The 23,141-nt window shown below is 68.7% G+C and carries 22 protein-coding genes and 1 tRNA gene; 11 read left to right on the top strand and 12 right to left on the bottom strand.

The window, feature by feature from the left end:
- Window positions 1-15 precede the first annotated feature (15 nt).
- Both ACSFA2_RS12290 and ACSFA2_RS12285 read left to right on the top strand, forming a co-directional pair.
- Window positions 16-702, top strand: coding sequence for a response regulator transcription factor (locus tag ACSFA2_RS12290; protein ID WP_435455619.1), 687 nt, complete (start codon window positions 16-18; stop codon window positions 700-702).
- Entirely contained in the window at window positions 692-2,050 is a 1,359-nt protein-coding gene (locus ACSFA2_RS12285; protein WP_435455618.1) for a sensor histidine kinase, read from the top strand. Before ACSFA2_RS12290 ends, ACSFA2_RS12285 begins: the two co-directional genes overlap by 11 nt.
- Here the strand turns inward: ACSFA2_RS12285 and ACSFA2_RS12280 are convergent.
- A complete protein-coding gene (locus tag ACSFA2_RS12280; protein ID WP_435455617.1) occupies window positions 2,047-2,466 on the bottom strand; it encodes a hypothetical protein in 420 nt (139 codons plus the stop codon). The genes ACSFA2_RS12285 and ACSFA2_RS12280 overlap by 4 nt on opposite strands.
- A gap of 222 nt (window positions 2,467-2,688) precedes the next feature.
- Here ACSFA2_RS12280 and ACSFA2_RS12275 point away from each other — a divergent pair, with 222 nt between their 5' ends.
- The 8 genes from ACSFA2_RS12275 (at window position 2,689) to ACSFA2_RS12240 (ending at window position 9,823) form a co-directional block, all read left to right on the top strand.
- Window positions 2,689-3,396 carry a DUF1028 domain-containing protein gene (locus ACSFA2_RS12275; protein WP_435455616.1) on the top strand — a complete coding sequence of 236 codons (708 nt, stop codon included), beginning with the start codon at window positions 2,689-2,691 and terminating at the stop codon, window positions 3,394-3,396.
- A 3-nt stretch (window positions 3,397-3,399) separates the two neighbouring features.
- Window positions 3,400-4,413, top strand: coding sequence for an ABC transporter ATP-binding protein (locus ACSFA2_RS12270; protein ID WP_435455615.1), 1,014 nt, complete (start codon window positions 3,400-3,402; stop codon window positions 4,411-4,413).
- Window positions 4,410-5,507 (top strand): ABC transporter ATP-binding protein, encoded by a 1,098-nt coding sequence (locus ACSFA2_RS12265; RefSeq protein ID WP_435455614.1) that lies wholly within the window; start codon window positions 4,410-4,412, stop codon window positions 5,505-5,507. The genes ACSFA2_RS12270 and ACSFA2_RS12265 overlap by 4 nt, the downstream gene beginning before the upstream one ends.
- Window positions 5,494-7,026, top strand: a complete 1,533-nt coding sequence (locus ACSFA2_RS12260) for an ABC transporter substrate-binding protein (RefSeq protein ID WP_435455613.1) — start codon at window positions 5,494-5,496, stop codon at window positions 7,024-7,026. The genes ACSFA2_RS12265 and ACSFA2_RS12260 overlap by 14 nt, the downstream gene beginning before the upstream one ends.
- Before the next feature lie 17 nt (window positions 7,027-7,043).
- Entirely contained in the window at window positions 7,044-7,985 is a 942-nt protein-coding gene (locus ACSFA2_RS12255; RefSeq protein WP_435455612.1) for an ABC transporter permease, read from the top strand.
- Window positions 7,986-7,987: 2 nt separating this feature from the next.
- Complete coding sequence (locus tag ACSFA2_RS12250; RefSeq protein WP_435455611.1) at window positions 7,988-8,881, top strand: ABC transporter permease; 894 nt, start codon at window positions 7,988-7,990, stop codon at window positions 8,879-8,881.
- Window positions 8,882-8,959: 78 nt separating this feature from the next.
- Window positions 8,960-9,733, top strand: coding sequence for a hypothetical protein (locus ACSFA2_RS12245; RefSeq protein ID WP_435455610.1), 774 nt, complete (start codon window positions 8,960-8,962; stop codon window positions 9,731-9,733).
- Between the two features lie 14 nt (window positions 9,734-9,747).
- Window positions 9,748-9,823: transfer RNA gene (locus tag ACSFA2_RS12240), tRNA-Gly, on the top strand.
- A 72-nt stretch (window positions 9,824-9,895) separates the two neighbouring features.
- Here ACSFA2_RS12240 and ACSFA2_RS12235 read toward each other — a convergent pair.
- The 7 genes from ACSFA2_RS12235 to ACSFA2_RS12205 all read right to left on the bottom strand — a co-directional run bounded on the left by ACSFA2_RS12235 (window position 9,896) and on the right by ACSFA2_RS12205 (window position 17,854).
- Window positions 9,896-10,618, bottom strand: coding sequence for a class II aldolase/adducin family protein (locus ACSFA2_RS12235; protein ID WP_435455609.1), 723 nt, complete (start codon window positions 10,616-10,618; stop codon window positions 9,896-9,898).
- A gap of 49 nt (window positions 10,619-10,667) precedes the next feature.
- The gene (locus tag ACSFA2_RS12230) at window positions 10,668-11,654 is read right to left on the bottom strand and encodes an alpha/beta hydrolase (RefSeq protein WP_435455608.1); all 987 of its coding nucleotides are present in this window, start codon (window positions 11,652-11,654) and stop codon (window positions 10,668-10,670) included.
- Between the two features lie 44 nt (window positions 11,655-11,698).
- Entirely contained in the window at window positions 11,699-12,634 is a 936-nt protein-coding gene (locus tag ACSFA2_RS12225) for a 2-hydroxyacid dehydrogenase (protein ID WP_435455607.1), read from the bottom strand.
- Window positions 12,635-12,757: 123 nt separating this feature from the next.
- On the bottom strand, window positions 12,758-14,407 hold the full coding sequence (locus ACSFA2_RS12220) for an ABC transporter ATP-binding protein (protein ID WP_435455606.1): 1,650 nt from the start codon (window positions 14,405-14,407) through the stop codon (window positions 12,758-12,760).
- Window positions 14,404-15,234, bottom strand: coding sequence for an ABC transporter permease (locus ACSFA2_RS12215; protein WP_435455605.1), 831 nt, complete (start codon window positions 15,232-15,234; stop codon window positions 14,404-14,406). The genes ACSFA2_RS12220 and ACSFA2_RS12215 overlap by 4 nt, the downstream gene beginning before the upstream one ends.
- Before the next feature lie 16 nt (window positions 15,235-15,250).
- A complete protein-coding gene (locus ACSFA2_RS12210) occupies window positions 15,251-16,240 on the bottom strand; it encodes an ABC transporter permease (RefSeq protein WP_435455604.1) in 990 nt (329 codons plus the stop codon).
- Between the two features lie 12 nt (window positions 16,241-16,252).
- Window positions 16,253-17,854, bottom strand: a complete 1,602-nt coding sequence (locus tag ACSFA2_RS12205) for an ABC transporter substrate-binding protein (protein ID WP_435455603.1) — start codon at window positions 17,852-17,854, stop codon at window positions 16,253-16,255.
- 221 nt (window positions 17,855-18,075) lie between these two features.
- Between ACSFA2_RS12205 and ACSFA2_RS12200 the strand changes: the two genes are divergently transcribed.
- Window positions 18,076-18,882, top strand: a complete 807-nt coding sequence (locus ACSFA2_RS12200; protein ID WP_435455602.1) for an AraC family transcriptional regulator — start codon at window positions 18,076-18,078, stop codon at window positions 18,880-18,882.
- A 25-nt stretch (window positions 18,883-18,907) separates the two neighbouring features.
- Here ACSFA2_RS12200 and ACSFA2_RS12195 read toward each other — a convergent pair whose 3' ends face one another.
- Genes ACSFA2_RS12195 through ACSFA2_RS12180 form a run of 4 tightly spaced genes read right to left on the bottom strand, consistent with a single transcriptional unit; the run spans window position 18,908 to window position 23,109 of the window.
- Window positions 18,908-19,876, bottom strand: a complete 969-nt coding sequence (locus ACSFA2_RS12195) for an MBL fold metallo-hydrolase (protein ID WP_435455601.1) — start codon at window positions 19,874-19,876, stop codon at window positions 18,908-18,910.
- A 17-nt stretch (window positions 19,877-19,893) separates the two neighbouring features.
- Complete coding sequence (locus ACSFA2_RS12190) at window positions 19,894-20,721, bottom strand: ABC transporter substrate-binding protein (RefSeq protein WP_435455600.1); 828 nt, start codon at window positions 20,719-20,721, stop codon at window positions 19,894-19,896.
- On the bottom strand, window positions 20,718-22,088 hold the full coding sequence (locus tag ACSFA2_RS12185; protein WP_435455599.1) for an MmgE/PrpD family protein: 1,371 nt from the start codon (window positions 22,086-22,088) through the stop codon (window positions 20,718-20,720). The genes ACSFA2_RS12190 and ACSFA2_RS12185 overlap by 4 nt, the downstream gene beginning before the upstream one ends.
- Before the next feature lie 49 nt (window positions 22,089-22,137).
- Window positions 22,138-23,109, bottom strand: coding sequence for a Bug family tripartite tricarboxylate transporter substrate binding protein (locus ACSFA2_RS12180; RefSeq protein ID WP_435455598.1), 972 nt, complete (start codon window positions 23,107-23,109; stop codon window positions 22,138-22,140).
- Between the last annotated feature and the right edge of the window lie 32 nt (window positions 23,110-23,141).

Here is a 23,141-nt window from a genome sequence, read left to right as displayed (position 1 = left end):
GCGAGAACCCTGCCGATGAACCGTGTGGCCCTGGTCGAGGACCATGCGCGTCTGGGCGAACTGATCGCCCGCGCCTTGGCGGCTTCGGGCATCGAGGTCGACACCTTCGGCCGCGCCGACTCGGCCGCCACGGCACTGATGGCCGGCGGCTATGCCGTGGCGGTGGTCGACCGCGGCCTGCCCGACGGCGACGGGCTCGACCTGGTCAAGCGCCTTCGGCAGGGCGGCCATCGCGTGCCCTGCCTGATGCTCACCGCGCGCGATGCGCTGCACGACCGCGTGGCCGGGCTCGAGGCTGGCGCCGACGACTACCTGCCCAAGCCCTTTGCGATGGAAGAGCTGGTCGCGCGCGTGCGTGCGCTGATGCGCCGGCCCGCGGCGCTGCGCAGCCTGGCGCCGGCCTACGCCGACCTGCAGGTGAGGCCGGAGGCCGCCTGCATGGCCTGTGGCGACGAAACGATCTCGCTGGCACCGGCGGAACTCCAGATCATGCTGAGCCTGGTGCGCGCCGCCGGCCTGATCGTGCGCCGCAGCGTCATCGAGAACGCGGCCTGGGGCCTGGGTGAGGCGGTCACGCCCAACGCGCTGGATGTCGCGCTGCATCGCCTGCGCAAGAAGCTGCTGGCCATCGGCAGCGCGCTGCAGATCGTCAATGTCCGGGGACACGGCTATGCGCTTCGCACCGCTTCGGTTGCCCCGTAGCCTCACGGTCCAGCTGCTGACCATCTCGGTCGGCTCGCTGCTGCTCGTGATGGCGGTGATCGGGGCCGGCGTCGCCGTGGTGATGTCGCTGCCAGCCGCTTCGCTGGTGCGCGACGATCTCACGAGCCACGTGGAGCGGCTGGAAGAAGGCATGGTCTTCGACGCGGCAGACCGCCTGGTGGCGGTCGAACTCCCGGAGAAGATCGTCCACATGTACGACGGGCTGGCCAAGGACGTCGCCTACCGCGTGATGGATGCGCAGGGCGCCACCCTGCTCGCGTCGCCCGCCGGCCCTGCGTTGACGGCGCTGCAGCGTGAGCCCCTCGATACGGCGGCGCACTACAGCAGCACGACGATCGACCGCGTCAAGCTGCGCGTCTTGACCACCACCGTGCGACAACACGGCCAGACCTACATCGTTCAGGTCGCGCGCAGCGAACGGATGGTCTCGCTGTTGGTGACCAACGGCGGAAAGATCGCCCTCATGGCCGGTGTGGGCGCGATGGTGCTGGGCGTGTTCTTCTTCTGCCTGCTCGTGCTGTGGACGTCGCGCCGCGTCCTGCGGCCGCTGCGGGACGCTTCCGCGGTGGCGGCAGGCATCGCACCGCGCAACCTCACGGCGCGGCTCGACGCGCAGCGCTTGCCCAGCGAACTGACGCCGCTCATCGACGCCTTCAACAGTGCGCTGGAGCGGCTCGAGAAGGGCTACCGGGTGCAGCAGGAATTTCTCGCATCGGCGGCGCACGAGCTGAAGACGCCGCTGGCGCTGATCCGGGCCGAAATCGAGATCGCTGCGCAGCCGGGCCGCGAGCACCTGCTCAAGGACGTCGACCTGATGGCGCGACAGGTGCACCAGCTGCTGCACCTGGCCGAGGTCAGCGAAACCCGCAACTACGCCTTCGAGGACTGCGATGCCTCGACCGTCGTGGCCGACGCCGTGTCGTACCTGGCGCGCCTGGGCGAACGCCACGGCGTGCACGTCGACCACCTGCCGCCGCCCGCGCCCGTGCCCCTTCAGGCCGATGGCAGCGCGCTGTTCATCCTCGTCAAGAACCTGGTCGAGAACGCGATCCAGCACACGGCGCCCGGCGACACCGTGACCGTGCGCCTGGATGCGGGCGGCCTGTGCGTGCGCAATCCGGGTCCGCGCATCGCTAAGGACGACAAGCCCAAACTCTTCACCCGCTTCTGGCGTGGCCCGGGCAGCACCCATGAAGGCGCCGGCCTGGGCCTGGCCATCTGCGAGGAGATCGCAATGGCGCATGGCTGGCGCCTGAGCGTGGGCGATGCGGTGCGCCCGCCTGGCACGGCGTTCCGCGTCGACTTCGCGGCGCCAGTACCGGGTTAGAGACCCAGCCGCGTCAACGCCCAGGCCACGGCGGCGAGCTGCGCCACGTTGAGCACCATCCCGGCGATGTGAAGCCGGCGAAACTGGAGGATTGCGGCGTCGGTGGCCGGGGCCGTCCCGCGCAGGGCGTCCATGCGCGGGATGATGAACCAGCGGCGCAATGCGAACGCCAGCGCCGCGATGCAGGCCATGCCCAGCGCGAAAAACGGTCTGCCGGTCCAGGCATAGCTGAGTGCTGCCGCGCTCGCGGTCGGCATCACGGCCAGGTAGTAGACGTCGAACAGGCCCCGGATGAAGCGCGCGTCCAGCGGGGTGTCGTGCTTGAGCACCAGCAGGGGCAGCGAGCCCATCATGAAGAACCCCATCCAGACGAGCAGGACGACGGTCGCCATGAGCGCCATGACCGTGGGAAGCATCTGAACCCTCCGCAGTCGCGAAGCCGCGAAGCATATCGCTCGGCGGACGGTCTGTCTCGAGGCGGCGATGCCGGGGGGGCGCGGCAAGGCGCTTGGCACAGCTCTTGCACACAAGATCGTGTTTTTTCACCACGAGTGCACGATGCGTCCAGAGACATATGCCATTGCAGCAAAAGCGACGGGCTCGATGAGCCGGCCGGGGCTGACGGTTCGCCGAGCGCGATGACCTGGTCGATCCTCGCCCGCGACGCGCGTGGGCATGTCGGCGTGGCGATCGCCAGCCGCTTCTTTGCCGTCGGCGCGCTGTGCGTCCACACGCGGCGCGGCGTCGGCGCCATCGCCACGCAGGCGCTGATGAACCCCCTGTACGGGCCCGCCGGCCTCGACCTGCTGAGCGGCGGTCGTCCGGCCGCCGAAGTCGTCGAGGCCTTGACATCGGCCGACGCCGGGCGCGCGCAACGCCAGCTGCAAGTGCTCCCGGCCACGGGTCCGGCCGTGGCGTGGACGGGCGACCACTGTGTCGACTGGTGCGGCCACCTGATCGGCGACGACTTCAGCGTCGCCGGCAACATGCTCGCCGGCCCACAGGTGATCGAGGCGACCGCCCAGGCGTACCGCGACACGGCGGGCCTGCCGCTGGCCGAACGGCTGCTGGCCGCCATGGCGGCGGGCGAGGCGGCCGGCGGCGACAAGCGCGGCAAGCAGGCCGCGGCCTTGCGCATCCACACGGACGAGGACTACCCGCAGCTCGATCTGCGCGTCGACGACCACGCCGAGCCGATCATCGAACTGCAGCGCCTCTACCGCACGAGCCTGACGCGCTACCAGCCCTTCATGGCCTGCCTGGCCGGCCGCCACGACCCCGTCGGCGTGATCGACCGCGCCGAGATCGAAGCGCGCATCGAGCGCTTTCACGCCACACCCCGCTGACCCATGACGGCCCTGCTCGAAGTGCGCGACCTGCGCACGCATTTCACGACCGACGATGGCGAATTCCCGGCGGTCGACGGCGTCAGCTTTTCGGTGGATGCCGGCCGCACGCTGGCCATCGTCGGCGAATCGGGGTGCGGCAAGAGCGTGACCTCGCTGTCGATCATGGGCCTGGTGCCGAACCCGCCCGGCCGCATCCGCGGCGGGTCGATCGTGTTCGAGGGCCGCGAGCTGGTCGGCGCGTCCAAGCGCGACATGCAGGACCTGCGCGGCAACGGCATGGCGATGATCTTCCAGGAGCCGATGTCCTCGCTGAACCCGGTCTTCACCATCGGCGAGCAGATCGTCGAAGGGCTGATGCGGCACCGGCGCATCGGCCGGGCCGAGGCCGCCGAGCGCGCCATCGCCATGCTGCGCAAGGTGCGCATCCCGGCGCCCGAGCAGCGTTTTCACGAGCACCCGCACAAGCTCTCGGGCGGCATGCGCCAGCGCGCCATGATCGCGATGGCGCTGGCCTGCGATCCGCGCCTGCTGATCGCCGACGAGCCCACCACCGCGCTGGACGTGACCATCCAGGCGCAGATCCTCGAGCTGATGCGCGAGCTGCAGCAGGAGACGGGCACGGCCATCATCCTCATCACGCACGATCTGGGCGTGGTGGCCGAGGTGGCGGACGAAGTGGTCGTGATGTACGCCGGCCGTGTGGTGGAGCAGGCGCCGGTGCAGGCGCTGTTCGACGCGCCGCAGCATCCGTACACGATCGGCCTGCTGGGCTCGATCCCGCGTCTCGACGGCGAGCGCACGCGCCTCGCTTCCATCGAGGGCCAGGTGCCCAGCCCGCTGCGTCGGCCGCCGGGCTGCAGCTTTGCGGAGCGCTGCCCCTTCGCCATCGCGAAGTGCCGCGAAGACGACCCGGTGTTGACCGAGGTCGCGCCGCAGCATCGCTCCGCCTGCTGGCGTGCGCCGCTCGACCCCGACGTGTTGATGGCGCACGCCGCCGAGGCGGTGGCTGCGTGAGCGAAGCGACGACACCCCTGCTGCAGGTCGACGGCCTGGTCAAGCACTTCCCGGTGCGCCGCGGCCTGCTCGGTCGCGTGAAAGGCGCGGTGCGCGCGGTCGATGGCGTCGACCTGCGGATTGAACGCGGCGAGACGCTGGGCGTGGTCGGCGAATCGGGCTGCGGCAAGTCGACGCTGGGCCGGCTGGTGCTGCGGCTGATCGAGCCGACCGTCGGCGACGTGCGCCTTGACGGCAAGCTCCTCGGCACGCTTGATGCCGTCGCGCTGCGCGCCCGTCGGCGCGAGATGCAGATCATCTTCCAGGACCCGTACGCGTCGCTGAACCCGCGCATGACGGTGGGCCAGACGCTGGCCGAACCGCTGATGCTGCACGGCCTGCACACGGGGCGACATCGCGAGCGCGTGGCCGAGTTGCTGCACACCGTGGGCCTGGCGCCCGAGCATGCGCAGCGCTACGCGCACGAGTTCTCGGGCGGGCAGCGCCAGCGCATCGGCATCGCGCGGGCGCTGGCGGTCGAGCCCAAGCTGATCGTCTGTGACGAGGCCGTGTCCGCCCTCGACGTGTCGGTGCAGGCGCAGGTGGTGAACCTGTTGCAGGACCTGCAGCGGCGCTACGGGCTGGCCTACATGTTCATCGCGCACGACCTCGCGGTAGTCAAGCACATCGCCACGCGCATCGCCGTGATGTACCTCGGCCGCATCGTCGAGATCGGCGACAAGCGTTCTCTCTTCGCGGCACCGCGGCACCCGTACACGCAGGCGCTGCTGTCGGCCATCCCGTTGCCCGAGCCCGGCGTGCGGCGCGAGCGCATGGTGCTGGCCGGCGACGTGCCCAGCCCGATGAACCCGCCCACGGGGTGCCACTTCCACACCCGCTGCCCGCATGCGCGCGAACTGTGTTCGCAGCAGGCGCCGCAGCTCGAAGACACCGGCGCGCAGTCGGTGGCCTGCCACTTCTGGCGCGAGATCTCGCCGCCGGCCGTGCTGCCCGCCCGCGCCGCCCCCACCCCCTTGCAACGCCGGCTCGAACGGCTGCAGTCCGCCTTCGTCGTTCCTTCTTCTCCTGGAGACCTCGCCCATGAAACGCGTTAAACCCACCTTCCTGCCGGCGCTGCTGCTCGCGCTGGCCCCGCTGTTGCCGCTGGTGCCGATGACCGCGCAGGCCCAGACGCTGCGCGTCGGCCTGGCCGAAGACCCCGACGTGCTCGACCCCTCGCTGGCCCGCAGCTTCGTCGGCCGCATCGTGTTCAGCGGGCTGTGCGACAAGCTGCTGGACATCGACGACAAGCTCAATATCGTGCCGCAGCTGGCCACCGCCTATGAGTGGTCGGCCGACAGCAAGGCGCTCACGATGAAGCTGCGCCCCGGCGTCACCTTCCACGATGGCGAGAAGTTCGATGCGGCGGCGGTCAAGTTCAACATCGAGCGCCACAAGAACCTGCCCGGCTCGGCGCGTCGCGGCGAACTCGCGCCGGTGGCGAGCGTCGACGTGATCGATGCGGCCACGGTGCGGCTCAACCTGTCGGCACCGTTCTCGCCGCTGCTCGCGCAACTGGCAGACCGCGCCGGGATGATGGTGTCGCCCAAGGCGGCGCAAGCGGCCGGCGACAAGTTCGGCACCAAGCCGGTGTGCTCGGGCCCATTCAAGTTCACCGAGCGCATCGCGCAGGACCGCATCGTGCTCGAGCGCTATGCGCAGTACTGGAACAAGGACGCGATCCACTTCGACAAGGTGGTCTACACGCCGATACCCGACGCGACCGTGCGCCTGGCCAACCTGCGTTCGGGCCAGCTCGACTTCATCGAGCGCGTGGCGCCGAGCGACATGGAGAAGATCCTGGCCGAGAAGAAGCTCAAGACCTCGCGCATCACCGAGATCGGCTACCAGGGCATCACGGTGAACCTGGCCAAGGGCGATAAGGCCAAGACCAGCGTGCTGGCACGCGACCCGCGCATTCGCGAAGCCTTCGAGCTCTCGCTCGATCGCCAGGGCCTGGTGCAGGTCGTGATGGACAACGAGGCCACGGCCGGCAACCAGTGGGTCGCGCCGGGCAATGCCTATTACGCGAAGAACGTGCCGCTGCCCAAGCGCGACATCGCGCGCGCCAAGGCGCTGCTGAAGGAAGCCGGCGTGCCCAACCCGAGCTTCACGCTGGTGACGCCGACCACGTCCGACGCGCAGCGCATCGCGCTGGTGGTGCAGGCCATGACGCGCGAGGCCGGCTTCGACGTGAAGATCCAGTCGACCGAATTCGCGACCTCGCTGAACATGGCCGACAAGGGCGACTTCGAGGCGCTGGTGCTGTCGTGGAGCGGCCGTGCCGACCCGGACGGCAACCTGTTCAGCTTCCATGGCTGCAAGCAGCCGCTGAACTACACCGGCTACTGCGATGCCGAGACCGACAAGCTGCTCGACCAGTCGCGCTCGCTGCGCGAGCCGGCCGAGCGCAAGAAGGTCTTCGAGCAGATCGCGGCGCGGGTGACGAAGGAACGCCCCATCGTCTACCTCTACCACCGCAACTGGCTGTGGGCCTACAACCCCAAGCTCACCGGCGTGCGCAACATCCCCGACGGCCTGCTGCGCGTGAGCGGCCTGTCGATGGCACCGTGACCTGCTGACCGGCTCCGATGTTTGAGTACCTCGTCAAGCGCATCGCCACCCTGGTGCCGACGCTGATCTTCGTATCGATGCTGATCTTCGGGTTGCAGCAGCTGCTGCCCGGCGATCCGGCGAAGATCCTCGCGGGCGAGGACCAGGACCCGACCGTCATCGCCTATCTGCGCACCAAGCTGCACCTCGACGAGCCGCTGCCGGTGCGTTATGCGTACTGGGTCGGCGGGGTGCTGCGCGGCGACCTGGGCGAGTCGATCCGCAGCCAGCAGCCGGTGACCGAGCTGGTGCTGCAGAAGCTGCCGGTCACGCTCGAGCTCGCGCTGCTGGCCTTCGCGATCGCGCTGGTCATCGGCATTCCGGCGGGCATCGTCTCGGCGGTGGGGCGCGGCACGCCTTGGGACTACGCGGCCAACGTGTTCGCGCTGTGGGGGCTGTCGACGCCCAACTTCTGGCTCGGCATCCTGATGATCCTGCTGTTCTCGGTGCAGCTGGGCTGGCTGCCGGCGTCGGGCTACGTGAGCCCCTTCGAAGACCTGGGCGCCAACCTGGCCGCGATGATCATGCCGGCCTTCGTGCTGGGCAACGCCATCGCCGCGGTGCTGATGCGCCACACGCGCAGCGCGATGCTGCAGGTGCTGTCGGCCGACTACGTGCGCACCGCGCGCGCCAAGGGGCTGAGCGAGCGCACGGTGGTGCTCAAGCACGCGCTGCGCAACGCGCTCACGCCCATCATCACGCTGGGCGCGCTGGAGCTCGGCACGCTGCTGTCGGGCGCGGTGCTCACCGAGCAAGTGTTCACCATCCCGGGCTTCGGCAAGCTGATCGTCGACTCGGTCTTCAACCGCGACTACTCGGTGGTGCAGGGCGTGGTGCTGGTCACGGCCAGCGCGTACATCCTGCTGAATCTCCTGGCCGATATGGCTTACTTTCTGGTCAACCCAAGGCTCAGGCGCTGAACATGTCGGCCGTTCTTCCTTCTTTTCCTTCGACTGCGTCGCGCGCACCGGTGCAGCCTGCGGGCCCGTGGCGTCGCGCCTGGCGCCGGCTGCGGCGCCGCCGTGGCGCGCTGCTCGGCCTGGCCGTGGTGCTGGTCTTCGTTGCGCTCGCCGTGTTCGCGCCGTGGATCGCGCCGCAGGACCCGATCGCCACCAGCTGGAGCGCGATCCGCAAGGCCCCGAGCGCCGAGCACTGGTTCGGCACCGACGAGATCGGGCGCGACGTGCTGTCGCGCGTCATCTGGGGCACGCGCGCCTCGCTGCTGGCCGGCGTGGTGTCGGTATCGATCTCGCTGATGCTGGGCGTGCCGATCGGCCTGGCCGCAGGCTTTCTCGGCGGCTTCGTTGACAGCCTGATCTCGCGCATCACCGACGCCTTCCTGGCCTGCCCCTTCCTCATCCTCGCCATTGCGCTGGCTGCCTTCCTCGGCCCGAGCCTGACCAACGCGATGATCGCCATCGGCGTGTCGGCGACACCGATCTTCGTGCGGCTCACGCGTGCGCAGGTGCTCAACGTGAAGGTCGAGGATTACATCGAGGCCGCGCGCGCCGTCGGCAATTCGCCGCTGCGCATCGCGCTGCGCCACGTGCTGCCCAACGTCACGGCGCCGGTGATGGTGCAGTCGACGCTGGCCATCGCCTCGGCCGTCATCGCCGAAGCCAGCCTGTCTTTCCTCGGCCTGGGCCAGCAGCCGCCGGCACCGAGCTGGGGCAGCATGCTCAACACAGCCAAGAACTTCATCGACAACGCACCGTGGATGGCGATCTGGCCGGGGCTGTCGATCTTCCTGTTGGTGCTGTCCTTCAACCTGCTGGGCGACGGCCTGCGCGACGCGCTGGACCCGCGGCAGCGCTGAGCGCCCGCCCACTTGTCGCGTATGTAAAGTCAGGATTGGCTGACCCGCCCGGGTCGAACAGGCCGTTATGGTCTGACCATGCGCAACGCCATTGATTTCAGTTCCTGGCAAGGCGTGATCTCCACCCTGCTGGGGCTCATCGTCGTGTCGGTGGTGGCGGTGGGCATCCGCCTGCTGGTCATGCACGGCGTCCAGCAGCGCCGCGAGCGCCAGAACCGCCAGATCAACGAGCGGCTGAAGACGCTCATCGCCGCCTACAAGACGCTGGGCGGCTCCTTCACGGGCGACCTGGCGGTCGACCCGAGCCACCTGCGCGAACTTCGGATCAAGGCCGATGCGGCCGACGCTGCGCTGGCACGGGCCGAGGTCGCTGCCGGCGCCGATTCACCGCCGTCCGACGCCAGCGCGGGAGGCGGCGTCACGGGGACGGACCGGCGCCGTCGAATCCGCGATGCGGTCGAGGCCGCGCTGTCCGACGTGATTCTTCTGGGCACGCAGGTGCAGGTCGAATTGGCGGTGCAGGCGGCCAACGACATGGTGGCGGGCCGCGCCATCGAGACCGCAGAACTGGTGAAGTCGTTGCGCACGTTCATCCGGGATGTGCTCGACCTCGAGGCCATCCCCGGCGACCTGTCGATCCCCAAGCAGGGGCCGGTGCGCGTGGCCGGGTCCAGTGCCCGCGGAGGGGCGGCCTCGAAGTCGTCGGGAGCGGCCGGCGGGCGTGGCGGGGGGCAGGGCGGCGGTGGTGGCGCGGGTGCAGCGGCCGGCATGGGCCTGGGCCTGCACCACGGAAGCGCCGACGACGCACCAGCCACCGAACCGCATTCCGGTGGCCCGATTTCTGGGCTATAATCGAAGGCTTGAATGCGGGATTAGCTCAGTTGGTAGAGCGATACCTTGCCAAGGTATAGGTCGAGAGTTCGAGTCTCTTATCCCGCTCCACATTCGAATCGAAAAGGCCACCGCACCCGGTGGCCTTTTTCGTTTCCGGGCCCGCCCAGCACCGGGCTGGGCTCAGGCGATCAGCCGCAGCGCCGATTCCCACGCCATCTGCGCATGTTCCAGGCCTTCCTCGCGGTTGAACTGGTCGGCGGTCCGTTCGCGCACGGCCACGGGCGGGTAGATGATCTTCTGCCCGCCGCCGAGCGCCTTCGTCTGCGCCTGGCAGGCGCGCTCCAGGAAGTAGATGTTGAGGAAGGCCTCGGCAATCGTGCGGCCCGCGGCCAGCAGGCCGTGGTTGCGCAGGATCATGGCGCGGTGCGGGCCCAGGCTGGCGACCAGGCGGTCGCGCTCACCGAGGTCGAGCGCGATGCCTTCGTAGTCATGGTACGCGAGGTGGCCGTAGAACTTCAGGGCGTGCTGCGAAATGGGCAGCAGGCCCTCTTCCTGGCACGAGACGCCGATGCCGTCGGCCGTGTGCGTATGGATCACGCAGGCCAGGTCGTGCCGCGCCATGTGCACGGCCGAGTGGATGGTGAAGCCGGCGGCGTTCACCGGTGCCGTCGTGTCCTTGGCCTCGACCGCCGCGCCGGTCGGGTCGATCTTCACCAGGTCTTCCGGCCGCATCTCGTGGAACAGCACGCCGTAGCGGTTGATGAGGAAGTGGTCCGGCGTGCCTGGAATGCGCGCGCTGATGTGCGTGTCGATCAGGTCGGTCATCTTGAAATGAGCGACCAGTCGGTAGAGCGACGCGAGGTCGCGGCGTGTCTGGATTTCGGCGTCGGTGAGGTGGGTCATGTCAGGTGGCTCCGTGTACTTTTATGGGGGTGCATGCGAGGCGGCGGGGTCAAGCGTGCTGCTGCAGCCAGCGCACCGTGTCGTCGAAGGCCACGCTCGCCACATCGGCGATCGAGACGGCTTCGAGGAAGCTGTGCACCGTGCCCTCGTAGACCTTCGCGTCGACATCGACGCCGGCGGCCTTCATCGTGTCGATCATCTCGATCTGGCCGTCGTACAACGGATCGCATTCGGCGATGACCAGGAAGGCCGGCGGAATGCCGTGCAGGTCGGCGTCCAGCAGGTTCATGCGGGGGTCGGTGTAGTCGGCCTTGCGGCCCAGGTAGTTCCGGTAGAACCACACCATCATGTGCAGCGACAGGCCGTAGTCGCCCGCGCCGTAGCGCACCACCGAGTCCTGGTACAGGTCGGTGCTGCAGCCCGCGTAGTTGAGCACCATGCCGCGGATCGGGCTGTTGCCCAGGTCGCGGAAATGCATCGCGGTGCACAGCGACAGGTTGCCGCCGGCCGAGTCGCCGCCAATGAAGAACTGCTTCGCATCGAAGCCGACGTCGGCTGCGTGGTCGATGAGCCAGCGCACCGTGTCGATGCACTCCTCGATCGGCTGCGGGAACTTCGCTTCCGGCGCGCGCGTGTAGTTGATGCCGATCACCACGATGCCGGCACGCTCGGCGTACTCGCGCATCAGCCGGTCGTGCGTGTCGATGCTGAACAGCACGAAGCCGCCGCCGTGGATGTAGAAGAAGGCGCCGGGCATGCGGCGTTCCTTCGGCTCGTAGGTGCGGATCAACACCTCGCCGTGGCGCGTGGGCACCATCTGTTCGGTGGTGCGCTTCATCACCGGGCCGCCGGCCGCCCAGGGTGCGCGCACCTGCTCGGCGATGGCGCGGCCTTCGGCGATCGACACCGTGTCGCGGCGCGGAAACTTCGACGCGTCCGCCGACATCCGCTGGACGAAGCGCTGGACTTGCGGGTCGAGCGGCGCCGGCTTGGCGCCTTGGGTCGAGGCGGCGAAGGCAGGGTCGAGATGGCTCATGTTGGTGGGTGTGGCGAGTGAAGATTCGGGAGGTTCGGGCTGCGTCAGTACCCGCGCGCCATGTCGACCTGGTTGATATAGGGCGCGCCTTCGTGCATCTGCGCGATGTTGCGCACCACCTGCTGCACCACGACGTCGTAGGTGGCCATGGTCGCCATGTGCGGCGTGACGACCAGGCCCGGTGTGGTCCACAGCGGGTGGTCGGCGGGCAGCGGTTCCTTCTCGTACACGTCGACGATGGCGCCGCGCAACTGGCCGCTGCCGAGCGCCGCGACCAGGTCGTCCTCGACCAGGTGCTCGCCCCGGCCGACGTGGATCAGCGCCGCGCCCTTCGGCAGCGCCGAGAAGGTGCGTTCGCCGAGGATGCCGCGCGTCTGCGCCGTGAGCGGCAGCAGGCACACCAGCACGTCGGTCTGCGCGAGGAAGTCGAGGTAGCCGGCGTCGCCGCTGAACATCGTCACGTCGGGAATCTCGCGCGGCGTGCGCGCCCAGCCGCTCACCGGGTAGCCCAGCAAGGGCAGGCGGCTGGCGATGTGGCCGCCGAGTTCGCCCATGCCCATCAGCCCGACGCGGCACGACGACGCGGGCGTCTGCAGCGGCCGCTTCCATTGCTGGATGCGCTGGCTGGCCATCGCCTGGTCGAGCTTGCGGTGGAAGTGCAGCACGCCCCACAGCACGAACTGCAGCATGCCCTCGGCCAGCATCGGGTCGACCACGCGGCAGACCGGCAAGGCGCTCACGTCCTGCTCGGCGACGACGTTGTCGACGCCAGCGGCGATGCTGTGCACCAGGCGGAGCCTGGGCATCTTCGCGTAGACGCCGGGCGGGGAGTTCCAGCACACCGCCACTTCGGCGTCGAAGCAGCGCGGATCGGGCCAGGTGACGACGTCGAGCGACGGGTTGGCCGCCACCAGCATGGGGCGCAGGAAATCGAGCTTGGCGGTGTGGCTCAGGAGGGCGACGACGGTAGGAGCGGTCATGAAACGGATATCAGATGTTGGGCCAGCGCGTGGTACGCCGGCAGCGTGGTCAGGTCGGTGTTCGCGCTCGCGGTCCTCGAAGGCGACGCGACGCGCACGATATTCTGGCCGTGGTTGCCATGCTCATGCCGCCAGCCTGTGTTCGAAGAAGTCCAGCCCCGGCATCGCGCCCAGCAGCGTGCGCGTGTACGCATGCTGCGGGTTGCTGAAGAGCTGCCCTGGTGCGCCGCGCTCGACGATCCGGCCCTTCTGCATCACCACCACCGAATTCGAGATCTCGGCGGCCACGCGCAGGTCGTGGGTGATGAACATCATGGTCAGGCCCAGCTCGGCCTTGAGTTCGGCCAGCAGCGCGAGCACCTGCGACTGGATCGACACGTCGAGCGCCGACACCGCCTCGTCGGCGATCAGCAGGCGCGGCTTGAGCGCCAGTGCGCGTGCGATCGAGATGCGCTGGCGCTGGCCGCCCGAGAACTCGTGCGGGAAGCGGTTCACGGCCGAGGCGCCAAGCCCCACGCGATCGAGCAGCGCCGCCGCGGCCTTGAGCGCTTCGGCGCGCGAAGCGCCGTAGATCATCGGCCCGCGCGCGATCGCATCGCCCACCTTCTGCCGCGGATTGAGCGAAGCGAAGGGGTCCTGGAAGATGATCTGCACCTGCTTGCGGTACGCGCGCAGCGCCGCCGCGTCCTGCCCCAGCACCGGCTGGCCGGCGAAGGTGATGGTGCCGCTGTCGGGCTCGATCAGGCGCATCACCATGCGGCCCAGCGTCGACTTGCCCGAGCCCGATTCGCCGACCACCGACACTGTTTCGCCGTCCTGGATCGCCAGGTCGATGCCGTCGGCCGCCACCACCGTGCGCGGCGGTGAGAACAGGCCCGACTTCGAGACAAAGGTCTTCCTCAACTGCTCGATCTTCAGCAGCGGCTCGGCCGTCTTGCCGGACAGCGCCGTGCTGCGCGCATGGCGCCCGGGCACCGCGGCGATCAGCGCCTGCGTGTACGCGTGCTGCGGGTTGCGCAGCACCGCGTCGCGCGTGCCCTGCTCGACCACGCGGCCGTGGCGCATCACCACCACGCGGTCGGCAATGTCCGCCACCACGCCGAAGTCGTGGGTGATGAAGAGCACGCCCATCTTGCGTTCGGCCTGCAGCGTCTGGATCAGGTCGAGGATCTGGCGCTGCGTGGTCACGTCGAGCGCGGTGGTCGGCTCGTCGGCCAGCAGCAGCCGCGGGTTGTTGAGCAGGGCCATCGCGATCATCACGCGCTGGCGCTGGCCGCCCGAGAGCTGGAAGGGGTAGCTGCGCACGATCTGTTTCGGCGACGGCAAACCCACCGCGTCGATGATCGCGATGCAGCGCTCCTCGATGGCCGTGGCACTCAGGCCGGCCGTGTTGTGCAGCTGCAGCGCCTCGGCCACCTGGGCGCCGATGCGCTGCAGCGGGTTGAGCGCACTCATCGGCTCCTGGAACACCATCGCGATGCGCTCGCCGCGCAGCTTGCGCATGGCGGCGTCGTCGAGCTTCGTGAGGTCGGTGCCTTCGAGCAGCACGCGGCTCTGGGCGTCGATGGTCACGCGCGGCGGCAGCAGGCCGAGGATGGCGTGCGCCGTCATCGACTTGCCCGAGCCCGATTCGCCGACCAGGCAGACGATCTCGTTCTCGGCGATGTCCAGCGACAGGCGCTCCACCGCGTAGGCGCGGTCGCCCGAGCTCGGCAGGACGATCGACAGGTCCTGGATCGACAGCAGCGGAGAGGATGAATTCGAGGCGGTCATTGGCGCGAGATCCTCGGATTCAGCACGTCGTTGAGTCCTTCGCCGACCAGGTTGATGGCCAGCACGGTGAGCAGGATGGCGACGCCGGGGAAGAAGCTCATCCACCAGGCCTGACGCAGCATGGTGCGGGCGGCGCCGATCATGAAACCCCAGCTCATGAGGTTGGGGTCGCCCAGGCCCATGAAGCTCAGCGCGCTCTCGATCAGGATCGCGCTGGCGATCGCCAGCGAGCCCGCCACGATGATCGGTGACAGCGCGTTCGGCAGGATGTAGCGCACGATCAGCGACAGCGGCGACTCGCCCTGGCAGCGTGCAGCCTGCACGAACTCGCGCTCCTTCAGCGCAAGGAATTCGCCCCGCGTGAGGCGCGCCACCTGCGGCCAGCTCACCAGCGCGATGGCGATCACGATGTTGCTGATCGACGGTTGCAGGATCGCCACCAGCAGGATGCACAGCATGAAGGCCGGAATGGTCTGGAACAGCTCGGTGAAGCGCATCAGCCACTCGCCGACGCGGCCGCCCACGTAGCCCGACAGCGCGCCGACGACCACGCCGATGATCAGCGCGACCAGCGTCGACGTGATGCCGATCATGAGCGACACGCGCGTGCCGTGTGCGATGCCCGAGGCGATGTCGCGGCCCAGGCTGTCGCTGCCCAGCAGCATGCCGTCGGTCTGCGGCGGCGTGAACGGTGCGGCCACCGTGTCCCAGGGGTCGCCCGGGAAGAAGATCGGCGCCGTCACGGCCAGCACGATCACCGCGACCAGGATCACCAGGCCGAGCATGCCGCTCGGATGGCGCAGGAAGGATTTGAAGATTTGTTTCATCGCGTGGTCGGCCTTGTCATGCGGCCTTGATGCGAGGGTCGATCACCCGGTAGAGCAGATCGGTCAGCCAGTTGAAGAAGATCACCAGCACCGACAGCACCAGGAACACGCCCAGCATCACCTGGTAGTCGCGCTGCAGCACGGCGTCGTAGGTGAGGCGGCCGAGGCCCGGCCAGGCGAACACGGTCTCGATCACGACCGAGCCGCCGATCAGCGTGCCGGCCTGCACGCCGGCCATGGTCACCACCGGCAGCAGCGCGTTGCGCAGCATGTGGCGCCACAGGATGCGGCTGTCCGAGGCGCCCTTGGCGCGCGCGGTCTTCACGTAGTCCTGGTGGCTCACTTCGATGATGGACGAGCGCATCAGCCGCGCATAGATGGCCAGGTACAGCATGCCCAGCGTGAAGGCGGGCAGCGCCAGGTGCTTGAGCTTGTCCACGATGCCGGCCCAGGTGCTCATCGTCACGCCGATGGTTTCGTAGCCGAAGGCCGGCAGCCAGCCCAGCTGCACGGAAAAAAGCAGCACCAGCATCAGGCCGAGCCAGAAGACGGGCGTCGCATAGATCACCAGCGCGAGCAGGCTGATGAGCGTGTCGGACAGCTTGCCGGCGCGCACACCGGCCAGGCTGCCGAGCACCACGCCGCCCACGAGCGAGATGGCGAAGGCCGAGAGGGTCAGCAGCAGCGTGGCGGGCAGGCGCTCGAGGATGGCGCTGAGCACGGTGCGTTGCTGCCGGTGCGAATAGCCCAGGTCGAGCCGCACCACCTTGCCCAGGTAGGTGGCGAGCTGCGTGGGCATCGGCTGGTCGAGGCCGTATTCGGCACGCACGCGCTTGAGGAAGGCCTCGTCGGTGGCGCCGGACTGGCCCGCCATCACGAGTGCCGGGTCGCCGGGCGCCGCGCGCACCAGCATGAAATTGAAGATGGCGATCAGCAGGATGACCGCCACCATCTTGCCCAGGCGCACACCGAGTGCGCCCAGGCCTTTGAGCCATTGAAGATTCATGGTGGCCGGTGCTCAGCCCTTGAAGTAGACCGTGTCGAAGCTCTCGTGGATGCCGATGGCGCTCGTCACCAGGTTCTGCAGACGCTTGTCGTAGATCGTCGGGAACTCCATCTCGACCAGCCAGGCGATCGGCACCTCGTCCACGATGATCTTCTGCATCTCGCTGTAGAGCGCCTGGCGCTTCGCATCCTCCACTGCCACGGCGGCCTCGTCGGCCAGCTTGTCGACCTGCGGGTTCACGTAGCCTTCGGTGTTCGTGAAGAGGATCTTGCGGATGTTGCTCGACACATAGTTGCGCGTCACGCCCAGGGCCGGGTCCCCGAACTGGTACAGCCACGACAGGTTCATGTCGAAGTCCCAGTTGCTGATGCGCTGCGTGTAGCTGCCCGGGTCGGTCGACTCCAGCACCACCGCGATGCCCACCTTGGCGAGCGACTGGCGGATGTATTCGCAGGTGCGCTGCACCATCTCACCGTAGGGCGATACCGGCAGGCGCACGGTGGTGCGCACGCCCTTGGCGTCGGGCTTGAGGCCCATCTCGTCGAGCAGCGCCTTGGCCTTGGCGATCGAGAAGTCGTAGGTCGTGACGTTCGGCTCGTAGAACTTCGTCTTCGAGTTGACCGGGCCGGTCGCGACCTTGCCGAAGCCGTAGAGGATCTTGTCCTTGATGAACGTGCGGTCGATCGCGTGCATCACCGCCTTGCGGAAGCGCTTGTCGTTCAGCGGCGCATTGCGGTTGTTGATCTCCAGCCACATGATGGGCGCGAAGTACTCGTAGCCCTTGGTCGTGACGGCCAGGTTCGGCTTCTTGGAGAGGCGCTGGGCGTCGAACAGCTCCAGGTCGGTCCATTGCGTGAGCTGCACCGTGCCGTTCTCCAGCGCCAGGGCGCGCGAGGCACCGTCGGGCACCACGCGGTAGATGATGGCGTCCAGGTAGGGCAGGCCGGGCTTGAAGTAGTCGTCGTTGCGCACCAGGTGGATGTGCGAGCCGCGCACCCATTCCTTCAGCTTGAAGGGGCCCGAGCCGATCGGGTTCAGGTTGGCCGGGTTCTTGACCACGTCGGTGCCGGCGTAGATGTGCTTGGGCATGACCGGCAGGTTCGAGATGTCGAAGGCGCCGATGAAGGGGCCGAAGGGCTCCTTGAGCTTGAAGACCACGGTGTGGGCGTCGGGTGCGGTGATCGATTCGCAGCGGCCGAAGATCGCCTTGGCGCGCGGGTGCGTGAGCGGCAGGAATTCCATCGCCGTGTAGACCACGTCCTCGGCCGTCAGCGGCTTGCCGTCGTGCCACTTGGCCTTGGGCTCGAGGTTGAAGGTGTAGGTCTTGCCGTCGGGCGAGATGGTCCAGCTCTTGGCCAGGCTGGGCATCGGCTTCAAGTTGACGTCGTAGGTCAAGAGGCTCAGGAAGATCTTGCCCGACACCATCTGCGTCGGCGTGAGCTGGCTCACCGCCAGGTTCAAAATGGGCGGTTCGGGCTGGACGATGGAGTTGAGCGTGCCGCCCTTGACGCCGCCCGTTCCCTGGGCGAAAGCCTGCGTCAGGCCCAGTGGAAATTCGGCCAGGCCCAGGGCGCCGCCCGCTAGCAACAACTTGTGGAATTCGCGCTTCTTCATGAGGTGTCCTTGGGAGAGAAGGAGAGGGGGCTGTGCACTGGCAGTGCGGTGTCCGTCGAAAGGCGAATTCAGTGTAGGGACGCCCCCCTGTGCTGTTTGCACGGTTCGAGCCGAGTTCTGTTTCGTGCGGGCCATCGTGGCGGCGACTTGACCTTTTCGGTGGCGCGCCCCAGAGTCGGCCGTCCTGTTTTGGCGCATTTCTTGCGTGCGAAAGAACCGTGATGCACAGTCCGAATCCCGTCCGCAGCCAGCTCGCCGTCGATTACCAGGACATCCCGCGACCGGTCTCCATGATCATCGTGGAGCACGATCCCGAGCCGTCGATGATCGTCCCGCGCCACTCGCACCCGCGCGCGCAGCTGGCCTATGCGGTCAAGGGCATGTTCACGCTGCACACTCAGGAAGGCGCCTGGCTGGTGCCGCCCAACCGTGCCGTGTGGGTGCCCGGCGGCATCGAGCATGAAATGCACGCGCGCGGCCAGCCCGTGTCGAACCGCTCGCTCTACATCCAGCCCGATGCGTCGCCCGACCTGCCCGACGAGTGCTGCGTGATCGAGGTGTCGCCGCTGATGCGCCAGCTCATCATCGAGGCCATCGACATCCCGCTGCTGTACGACGAGGCGGGGCGCGACGGCCGCGTGATGCGGCTCATCCTCGACGAGATCTGCGCGGCGCCCAAGGTGCCGCTGCATGTGCCCATGCCCAACGACCCGCGCCTGCTGCGCATCTGCAAGGCGCTGCTGGCCGACCCGGGCCGCGAAGGCGACCTCGAGGACTGGGCGCGTTTCGGGGCCTTGGGTCGCCGCACGCTCACGCGGCTGTTCCGCGACGAGACCGGCATCACCTTCACGATGTGGCGCCAGCAACTGCGCCTGATGGAAGCGCTGCGGCGCCTCTCGATGGGCACCGCCGTCACCACCGTGGCGATGGACCTGGGCTACGAGAGCCCCAGCGCCTTCACCGCCATGTTCCGCCGCGTGATGGGCAAGACGCCCAAGCACTACCTGGGGCGCTGCGACATCGAGTGATGCGGCGGAAGGGGACCGGCCGGCGTCAGCAGCCGGCGGTGCAGGTGCCGGCCGCGTCGAAGGCCATGGTCACGCCCGACAGCGGGATGTGCACGGGCACCTTCACCGCCTTCACGAAGGCCTCGGTCTTGCTGCCCGGCCGGGCCTTGCCATTGACCGTGCCGACCTCGTTGGCATGGGAGGCGATCACCGACGCCGGCTTGACCAGTTCGTTGATCACGAAGGCCGATTCGGCCGGCCCGGTGGTGAAGCCGTCGCCCATGTTCATGACCGCGAGCTTCGCCTTGTAGTAGTCGCGCACCACCCGTTCCTGGTCGGCCACGATGCCGGTGTCGCCCGACAGGTAGGCGACGAGCCCGTTGCTGAAGCGCAGCACGAAGCCCGTGGCCAGGCCGACGTCGCCGGCGATGCCCGCGTCCTTCATGGCCTTGCCGAGGTCGCCGCCGATGTAGTCGGGGTCGACGCCGTTGCTGTGCTGCGCGCTCACCGTGGCGATGCGCACGCCGCCGAGCGACACGCTGCCGCCGAAGCGCGCCAGGATCGAATCCGCCGGGTTGCCGCCGTTGGCCTTGAGCTTGGCCGCGAAGAAGGGCGGCATCTCGCTGCCCGTCACGATCTTCGACTTCTTGGCCAGCGCGATGTTGACCGCGCTCGAGTTGGGCATGGCCGAGACCGACATGTCGGGGCTCTCGCAGCTGCCAGAATTCGGCGCCTTGTTGTGCGCATTGCCGACGTGGTCGCCATGCATGTGGCTCACCAGGATGATGTCGATCTTGCCCAGCCGCGGGTCGGCGGCGCCCGCCACGGTGCGGCCCGGGTCGTACAGGATGCGGGTGCCGTTGGGGTCTTCGAAGACCAGTGCACGGTCCTGCGGGCAGAACTCCCCGTCGATGCCGCCGAGCGACGTCACTTTCACGGTCTGCGCGACGGCCGGCAGGGCCAGGGTGGTGGCCAGCGCGACGGCGGCGAGTGCATGGGAACGCTTCAACTTCATGGACGTCCTTTCGTGGTTCAAGGGATGCTGCGAGGCGGGGCCACGGCAGCGCCTTCGATGGCGTGCCGTTGCAGGGACTGCGCCACGAAGCCGGTGGCCTTCATCTCTTCAATGTAGCGGCTGAGCCAGGCCTGTGCCGCCGTGCGGCCCTTGGGCACGCCCATGGCCTGCTCGATGACCATGAAGCGGCCCGGCAGCATCCGCACGCCGCCGACGCGCTTCGCGTCGGCCTCCAGCTGCTGCCGCACGCCGGCCGCCACGTCGAGGTTCTGCGCCAGGAACATGTCGGTCACGGCCGGCGAGGTGGGCGCCCGCACCAGCGTGGCGGCCTTGATCTCCCGTGTGAGGAACAGGTCGTAGGCGCTGCCGCGGCCGACCACCACGCGCGTGCCGGGGCGGTCGACGTCCTCGTTGCGCTGCAGCGCGGAGCCGTTGCGGACCAGGTAGGCGCCTTCGATGATCACGTAGGGTGCCGTGTACTCGGTGTCGGCCGCGCGCACCGGGTCGATGGCGACGAAGGCCAGGTCGACCTGGCGTGCCTTGACCGCCTCGACCACCGCACCGGCGGAGTTGAAGGGCACGAGTTCGATCGGCAGGCCGAGCCGGCGCGCCGCCTCGCGCGCCAGGTCGACCGAGACGCCGGTCGGCTCGCCCGCCGGGCCGCGGTTCGCCAGGATCGGGTTGCCGAAGTTGATGGCGGCGCGCAACGTGCCGGTGCTGCCGAGTTGGGCGATGGCGTCGGCGGGCGGTGGGGTGGCGGTGCTGGCACAACCGGCCAGGAGCAGCGCGCCGGCCGCGCAGAGCTGGCGCCGCCCCGTGGAAAACGGTGAAGGGTTCGTGCTCATGGCCGTGCCAGTGCGGTGAGGCTGCGCACGTCCGTCGCGTCGGCCAATGCCCAGCAGGCCTTCAGCAGGCGGTCGGTCGCCTCGGCGCCGATGACCGCGTCGGACATGCCGTGGAACTTGCGCTCCAGGTCGGCGTCGCTCATGGGGCGCTGCAGCGAGCCGATCGCGTGCTCGACGAACACGTGCTCGCGGCGGCCATCGGTGAGCACTGCCGTCACGTCGGCGCTGGCTTCGTCGATGCTGTCGTCGACGGTCGCGACCACCTTGCGGCGCAGCGCGACCACGTCGGGGCGGTTGACGATGTCGTCGGCGAATTCCTCTTCCGCGGCGCGCCCGAAGACCAGGCCCGCAGCGCAGCCGTGGTACACGCTGAACTTGGCGCTCAGGCCGTCGGCCGGCTCCTTCTTGCCGGTGAGTTCGAGCACCAGCGAATGCACCTTGAGCTCGATGCGCTCGACCTGTTCGGGTTGCACGCCGCGCTCGCGCAGCTGTACGCAGGCGTCGATGCTCGGGTGGATCACGATGCCGCAGGCGAAGGGCTTGTAGCTGTTGAAGGAGATCTCGAAACGCTCGCCCAGTTCGTCGGTGACCTCGTTCCACGCGTACTTGGTCGACGACACCTGGGCCCAGCCGCGCGGCGCCTCGATGGCCTTCGCGCTGGCCGTGTAGCCGTGCTTGGCCATCAACGCGGACATCAGGCCGGCGCGGGCGGCGCCGCCGGGGTGGAAGGGCTTGGTCATGGTGCCGAACTGCTCGCGCAGGCCGACCGGTTGCGACGCCGCGATGCCCAGCGCCATCTGCGTCTGGTCGGCGTTCAGGCCCAGCAGCCGCGCGCAGGCGGCCGCCGCGCCGAACATGCCGGTGGTGCCGGTGATGTGCCAGCCGCGGTCGTAGTGCTCGGGGTAGACGGTGTTGCCCAGGCGGCAGGCGACGTCGATGCCCAGCACCAGCGCGTCGAGCACCGCGCGCCCGCTGGCGCCGGTGTGCTCGGCCAGCGCGAGCACCGCCGATGCGACCGGGCCGGCCGGATGGATGATCGTCTTGAGGTGCGTGTCGTCGAAGTCGAAGGTGTGCGAGGTGATGCCGTTGAGCAGCGCCGCGCTCGCGATGTCGACCTTCTCGGCGCGCCCGAGGATGGTGGCCTGCGGTGCCGGCTGCAGCGTCTGCACGGCGGCCAGCGCTGCGTCGGCCGCTTCGTGGTGGGCGGCACCGACGGCGCAGCCCAGCCAGTTGAGGAAGGTGCGGTGCGCCTCGCGATCCACCGCGTCGCTCCAGCCGCGCGACGGATGGTTGGCCACGTACTCGGCCAGGATGCGGGTGATGGGCGGGGCGTTGTGGTCGGCGGGGACCTGGGTGTTGCGTGCCATGGTGAGGTCTGAGGTGGGAAGGAAAAAGGGAGACGGGGAGCGCGTGGCCTCAGGTGTCGAGTTCGATCTTGCGGTCGCGCGCCAGTTGCGTCCAGCGCGCGAGGTCGGCGCGGATGTAGTCGCCGAACTGCTTCGGGGTCATCGGCATCGGCTCGACCGCCTCGACCGACAGCTTCTCGCTGAGGTCCGGCGCCTTGAGCACGGCGTTGAGGGTGTCGTTGAGCCGCTTCACCACATCGGCCGGCATGCCGGCCGGGCCGACCACGCCGTACCACTGCATCGCGTCGAAGCCCTTGAGCCCGAGCTCCTCGAGCGTGGGCACGTCCTTGAGCTGTGGATGGCGCGTCTTGCCCGTCACGGCCAGCGGCCGGGCGCGGCCCGACTTGATGTGCGGCATGGCGGCGGCGAGCCCCGGGAACATCGCCTGCGTCTGGTTGCCCATCAGGTCGGTGAAGGCCGGCGCGATGCCGCGGTAGGGTACGTGCGTCATCTGCGTGTCGGTCTGCTGCTTGAAGAGTTCCATCGTCAGGTGCGTCAGCGAACCCGCACCGGCAGAGCCGTAGCTCACCTTGCCGGGGTTCGACTTCGCATAGGCGACGAACTGCTGGAAGTCCTTGGCCGGCACGTCGACGTTGACGACCAGTACGTTGGGCGTGCCGCCGATCATCCCGATCGGCGTGAAGTCCTTGACCGCGTCGTAGGGCAGCTTGCGCGTGGCCGGGCTGGTGCCGTGCGTGGCGACGTAGCCCTGCATCAGCGTGTAGCCGTCGGCCGGCGCGCGTGCCGTGTTCTGCGAGGCGATCACGCCGCCGCCACCGCCCTGGTTGTCGACCACGAAGGTCTGGGCCAGCAGCTTGCCCCAGCGCTCGGTCACGGTGCGGCCGACCATGTCGCTGCCGCCGCCGGCGGCCACCGGAACGATGTAGCGGATCGGCTTGTTCGGAAAGTCCTGGGCGGTGGCGACCCCGTGCAGTCCGAGCAGGGCGGGGGGAATCGCAAAGGCGAAGGTGCGGCGTTGCATGGCGGTCTCCTGGGGGGTGCGCGGCATGCAGC

Source organism: Variovorax cryoconiti, assembly GCF_051216395.1.
Taxonomy (GTDB): Bacteria; Pseudomonadota; Gammaproteobacteria; order Burkholderiales; family Burkholderiaceae_C; genus Variovorax.
The sequence above is the reverse complement of the archived record's forward strand: the minus strand, read 5'-3'. Positions and strand labels throughout refer to the sequence as shown.

Coding starts and splice junctions, on each gene's coding strand:
- ACSFA2_RS12280 (WP_435455617.1), bottom strand. CDS start 2,466: ATGCTTCCCACGGTCATGGCGCTCATGGCGACCGTCGTCCTGCTCGTC.
- ACSFA2_RS12275 (WP_435455616.1), top strand. CDS start 2,689: ATGACCTGGTCGATCCTCGCCCGCGACGCGCGTGGGCATGTCGGCGTG.
- ACSFA2_RS12200 (WP_435455602.1), top strand. CDS start 18,076: ATGCACAGTCCGAATCCCGTCCGCAGCCAGCTCGCCGTCGATTACCAG.
- ACSFA2_RS12210 (WP_435455604.1), bottom strand. CDS start 16,240: ATGAATCTTCAATGGCTCAAAGGCCTGGGCGCACTCGGTGTGCGCCTG.
- ACSFA2_RS12195 (WP_435455601.1), bottom strand. CDS start 19,876: ATGAAGTTGAAGCGTTCCCATGCACTCGCCGCCGTCGCGCTGGCCACC.
- ACSFA2_RS12230 (WP_435455608.1), bottom strand. CDS start 11,654: ATGAGCCATCTCGACCCTGCCTTCGCCGCCTCGACCCAAGGCGCCAAG.
- ACSFA2_RS12185 (WP_435455599.1), bottom strand. CDS start 22,088: ATGGCACGCAACACCCAGGTCCCCGCCGACCACAACGCCCCGCCCATC.
- ACSFA2_RS12260 (WP_435455613.1), top strand. CDS start 5,494: ATGAAACGCGTTAAACCCACCTTCCTGCCGGCGCTGCTGCTCGCGCTG.
- ACSFA2_RS12215 (WP_435455605.1), bottom strand. CDS start 15,234: ATGAAACAAATCTTCAAATCCTTCCTGCGCCATCCGAGCGGCATGCTC.
- ACSFA2_RS12235 (WP_435455609.1), bottom strand. CDS start 10,618: ATGACCCACCTCACCGACGCCGAAATCCAGACACGCCGCGACCTCGCG.
- ACSFA2_RS12180 (WP_435455598.1), bottom strand. CDS start 23,109: ATGCAACGCCGCACCTTCGCCTTTGCGATTCCCCCCGCCCTGCTCGGA.
- ACSFA2_RS12250 (WP_435455611.1), top strand. CDS start 7,988: ATGTCGGCCGTTCTTCCTTCTTTTCCTTCGACTGCGTCGCGCGCACCG.
- ACSFA2_RS12205 (WP_435455603.1), bottom strand. CDS start 17,854: ATGAAGAAGCGCGAATTCCACAAGTTGTTGCTAGCGGGCGGCGCCCTG.
- ACSFA2_RS12245 (WP_435455610.1), top strand. CDS start 8,960: ATGCGCAACGCCATTGATTTCAGTTCCTGGCAAGGCGTGATCTCCACC.
- ACSFA2_RS12270 (WP_435455615.1), top strand. CDS start 3,400: ATGACGGCCCTGCTCGAAGTGCGCGACCTGCGCACGCATTTCACGACC.
- ACSFA2_RS12220 (WP_435455606.1), bottom strand. CDS start 14,407: ATGACCGCCTCGAATTCATCCTCTCCGCTGCTGTCGATCCAGGACCTG.
- ACSFA2_RS12225 (WP_435455607.1), bottom strand. CDS start 12,634: ATGACCGCTCCTACCGTCGTCGCCCTCCTGAGCCACACCGCCAAGCTC.
- ACSFA2_RS12190 (WP_435455600.1), bottom strand. CDS start 20,721: ATGAGCACGAACCCTTCACCGTTTTCCACGGGGCGGCGCCAGCTCTGC.
- ACSFA2_RS12290 (WP_435455619.1), top strand. CDS start 16: ATGAACCGTGTGGCCCTGGTCGAGGACCATGCGCGTCTGGGCGAACTG.
- ACSFA2_RS12255 (WP_435455612.1), top strand. CDS start 7,044: ATGTTTGAGTACCTCGTCAAGCGCATCGCCACCCTGGTGCCGACGCTG.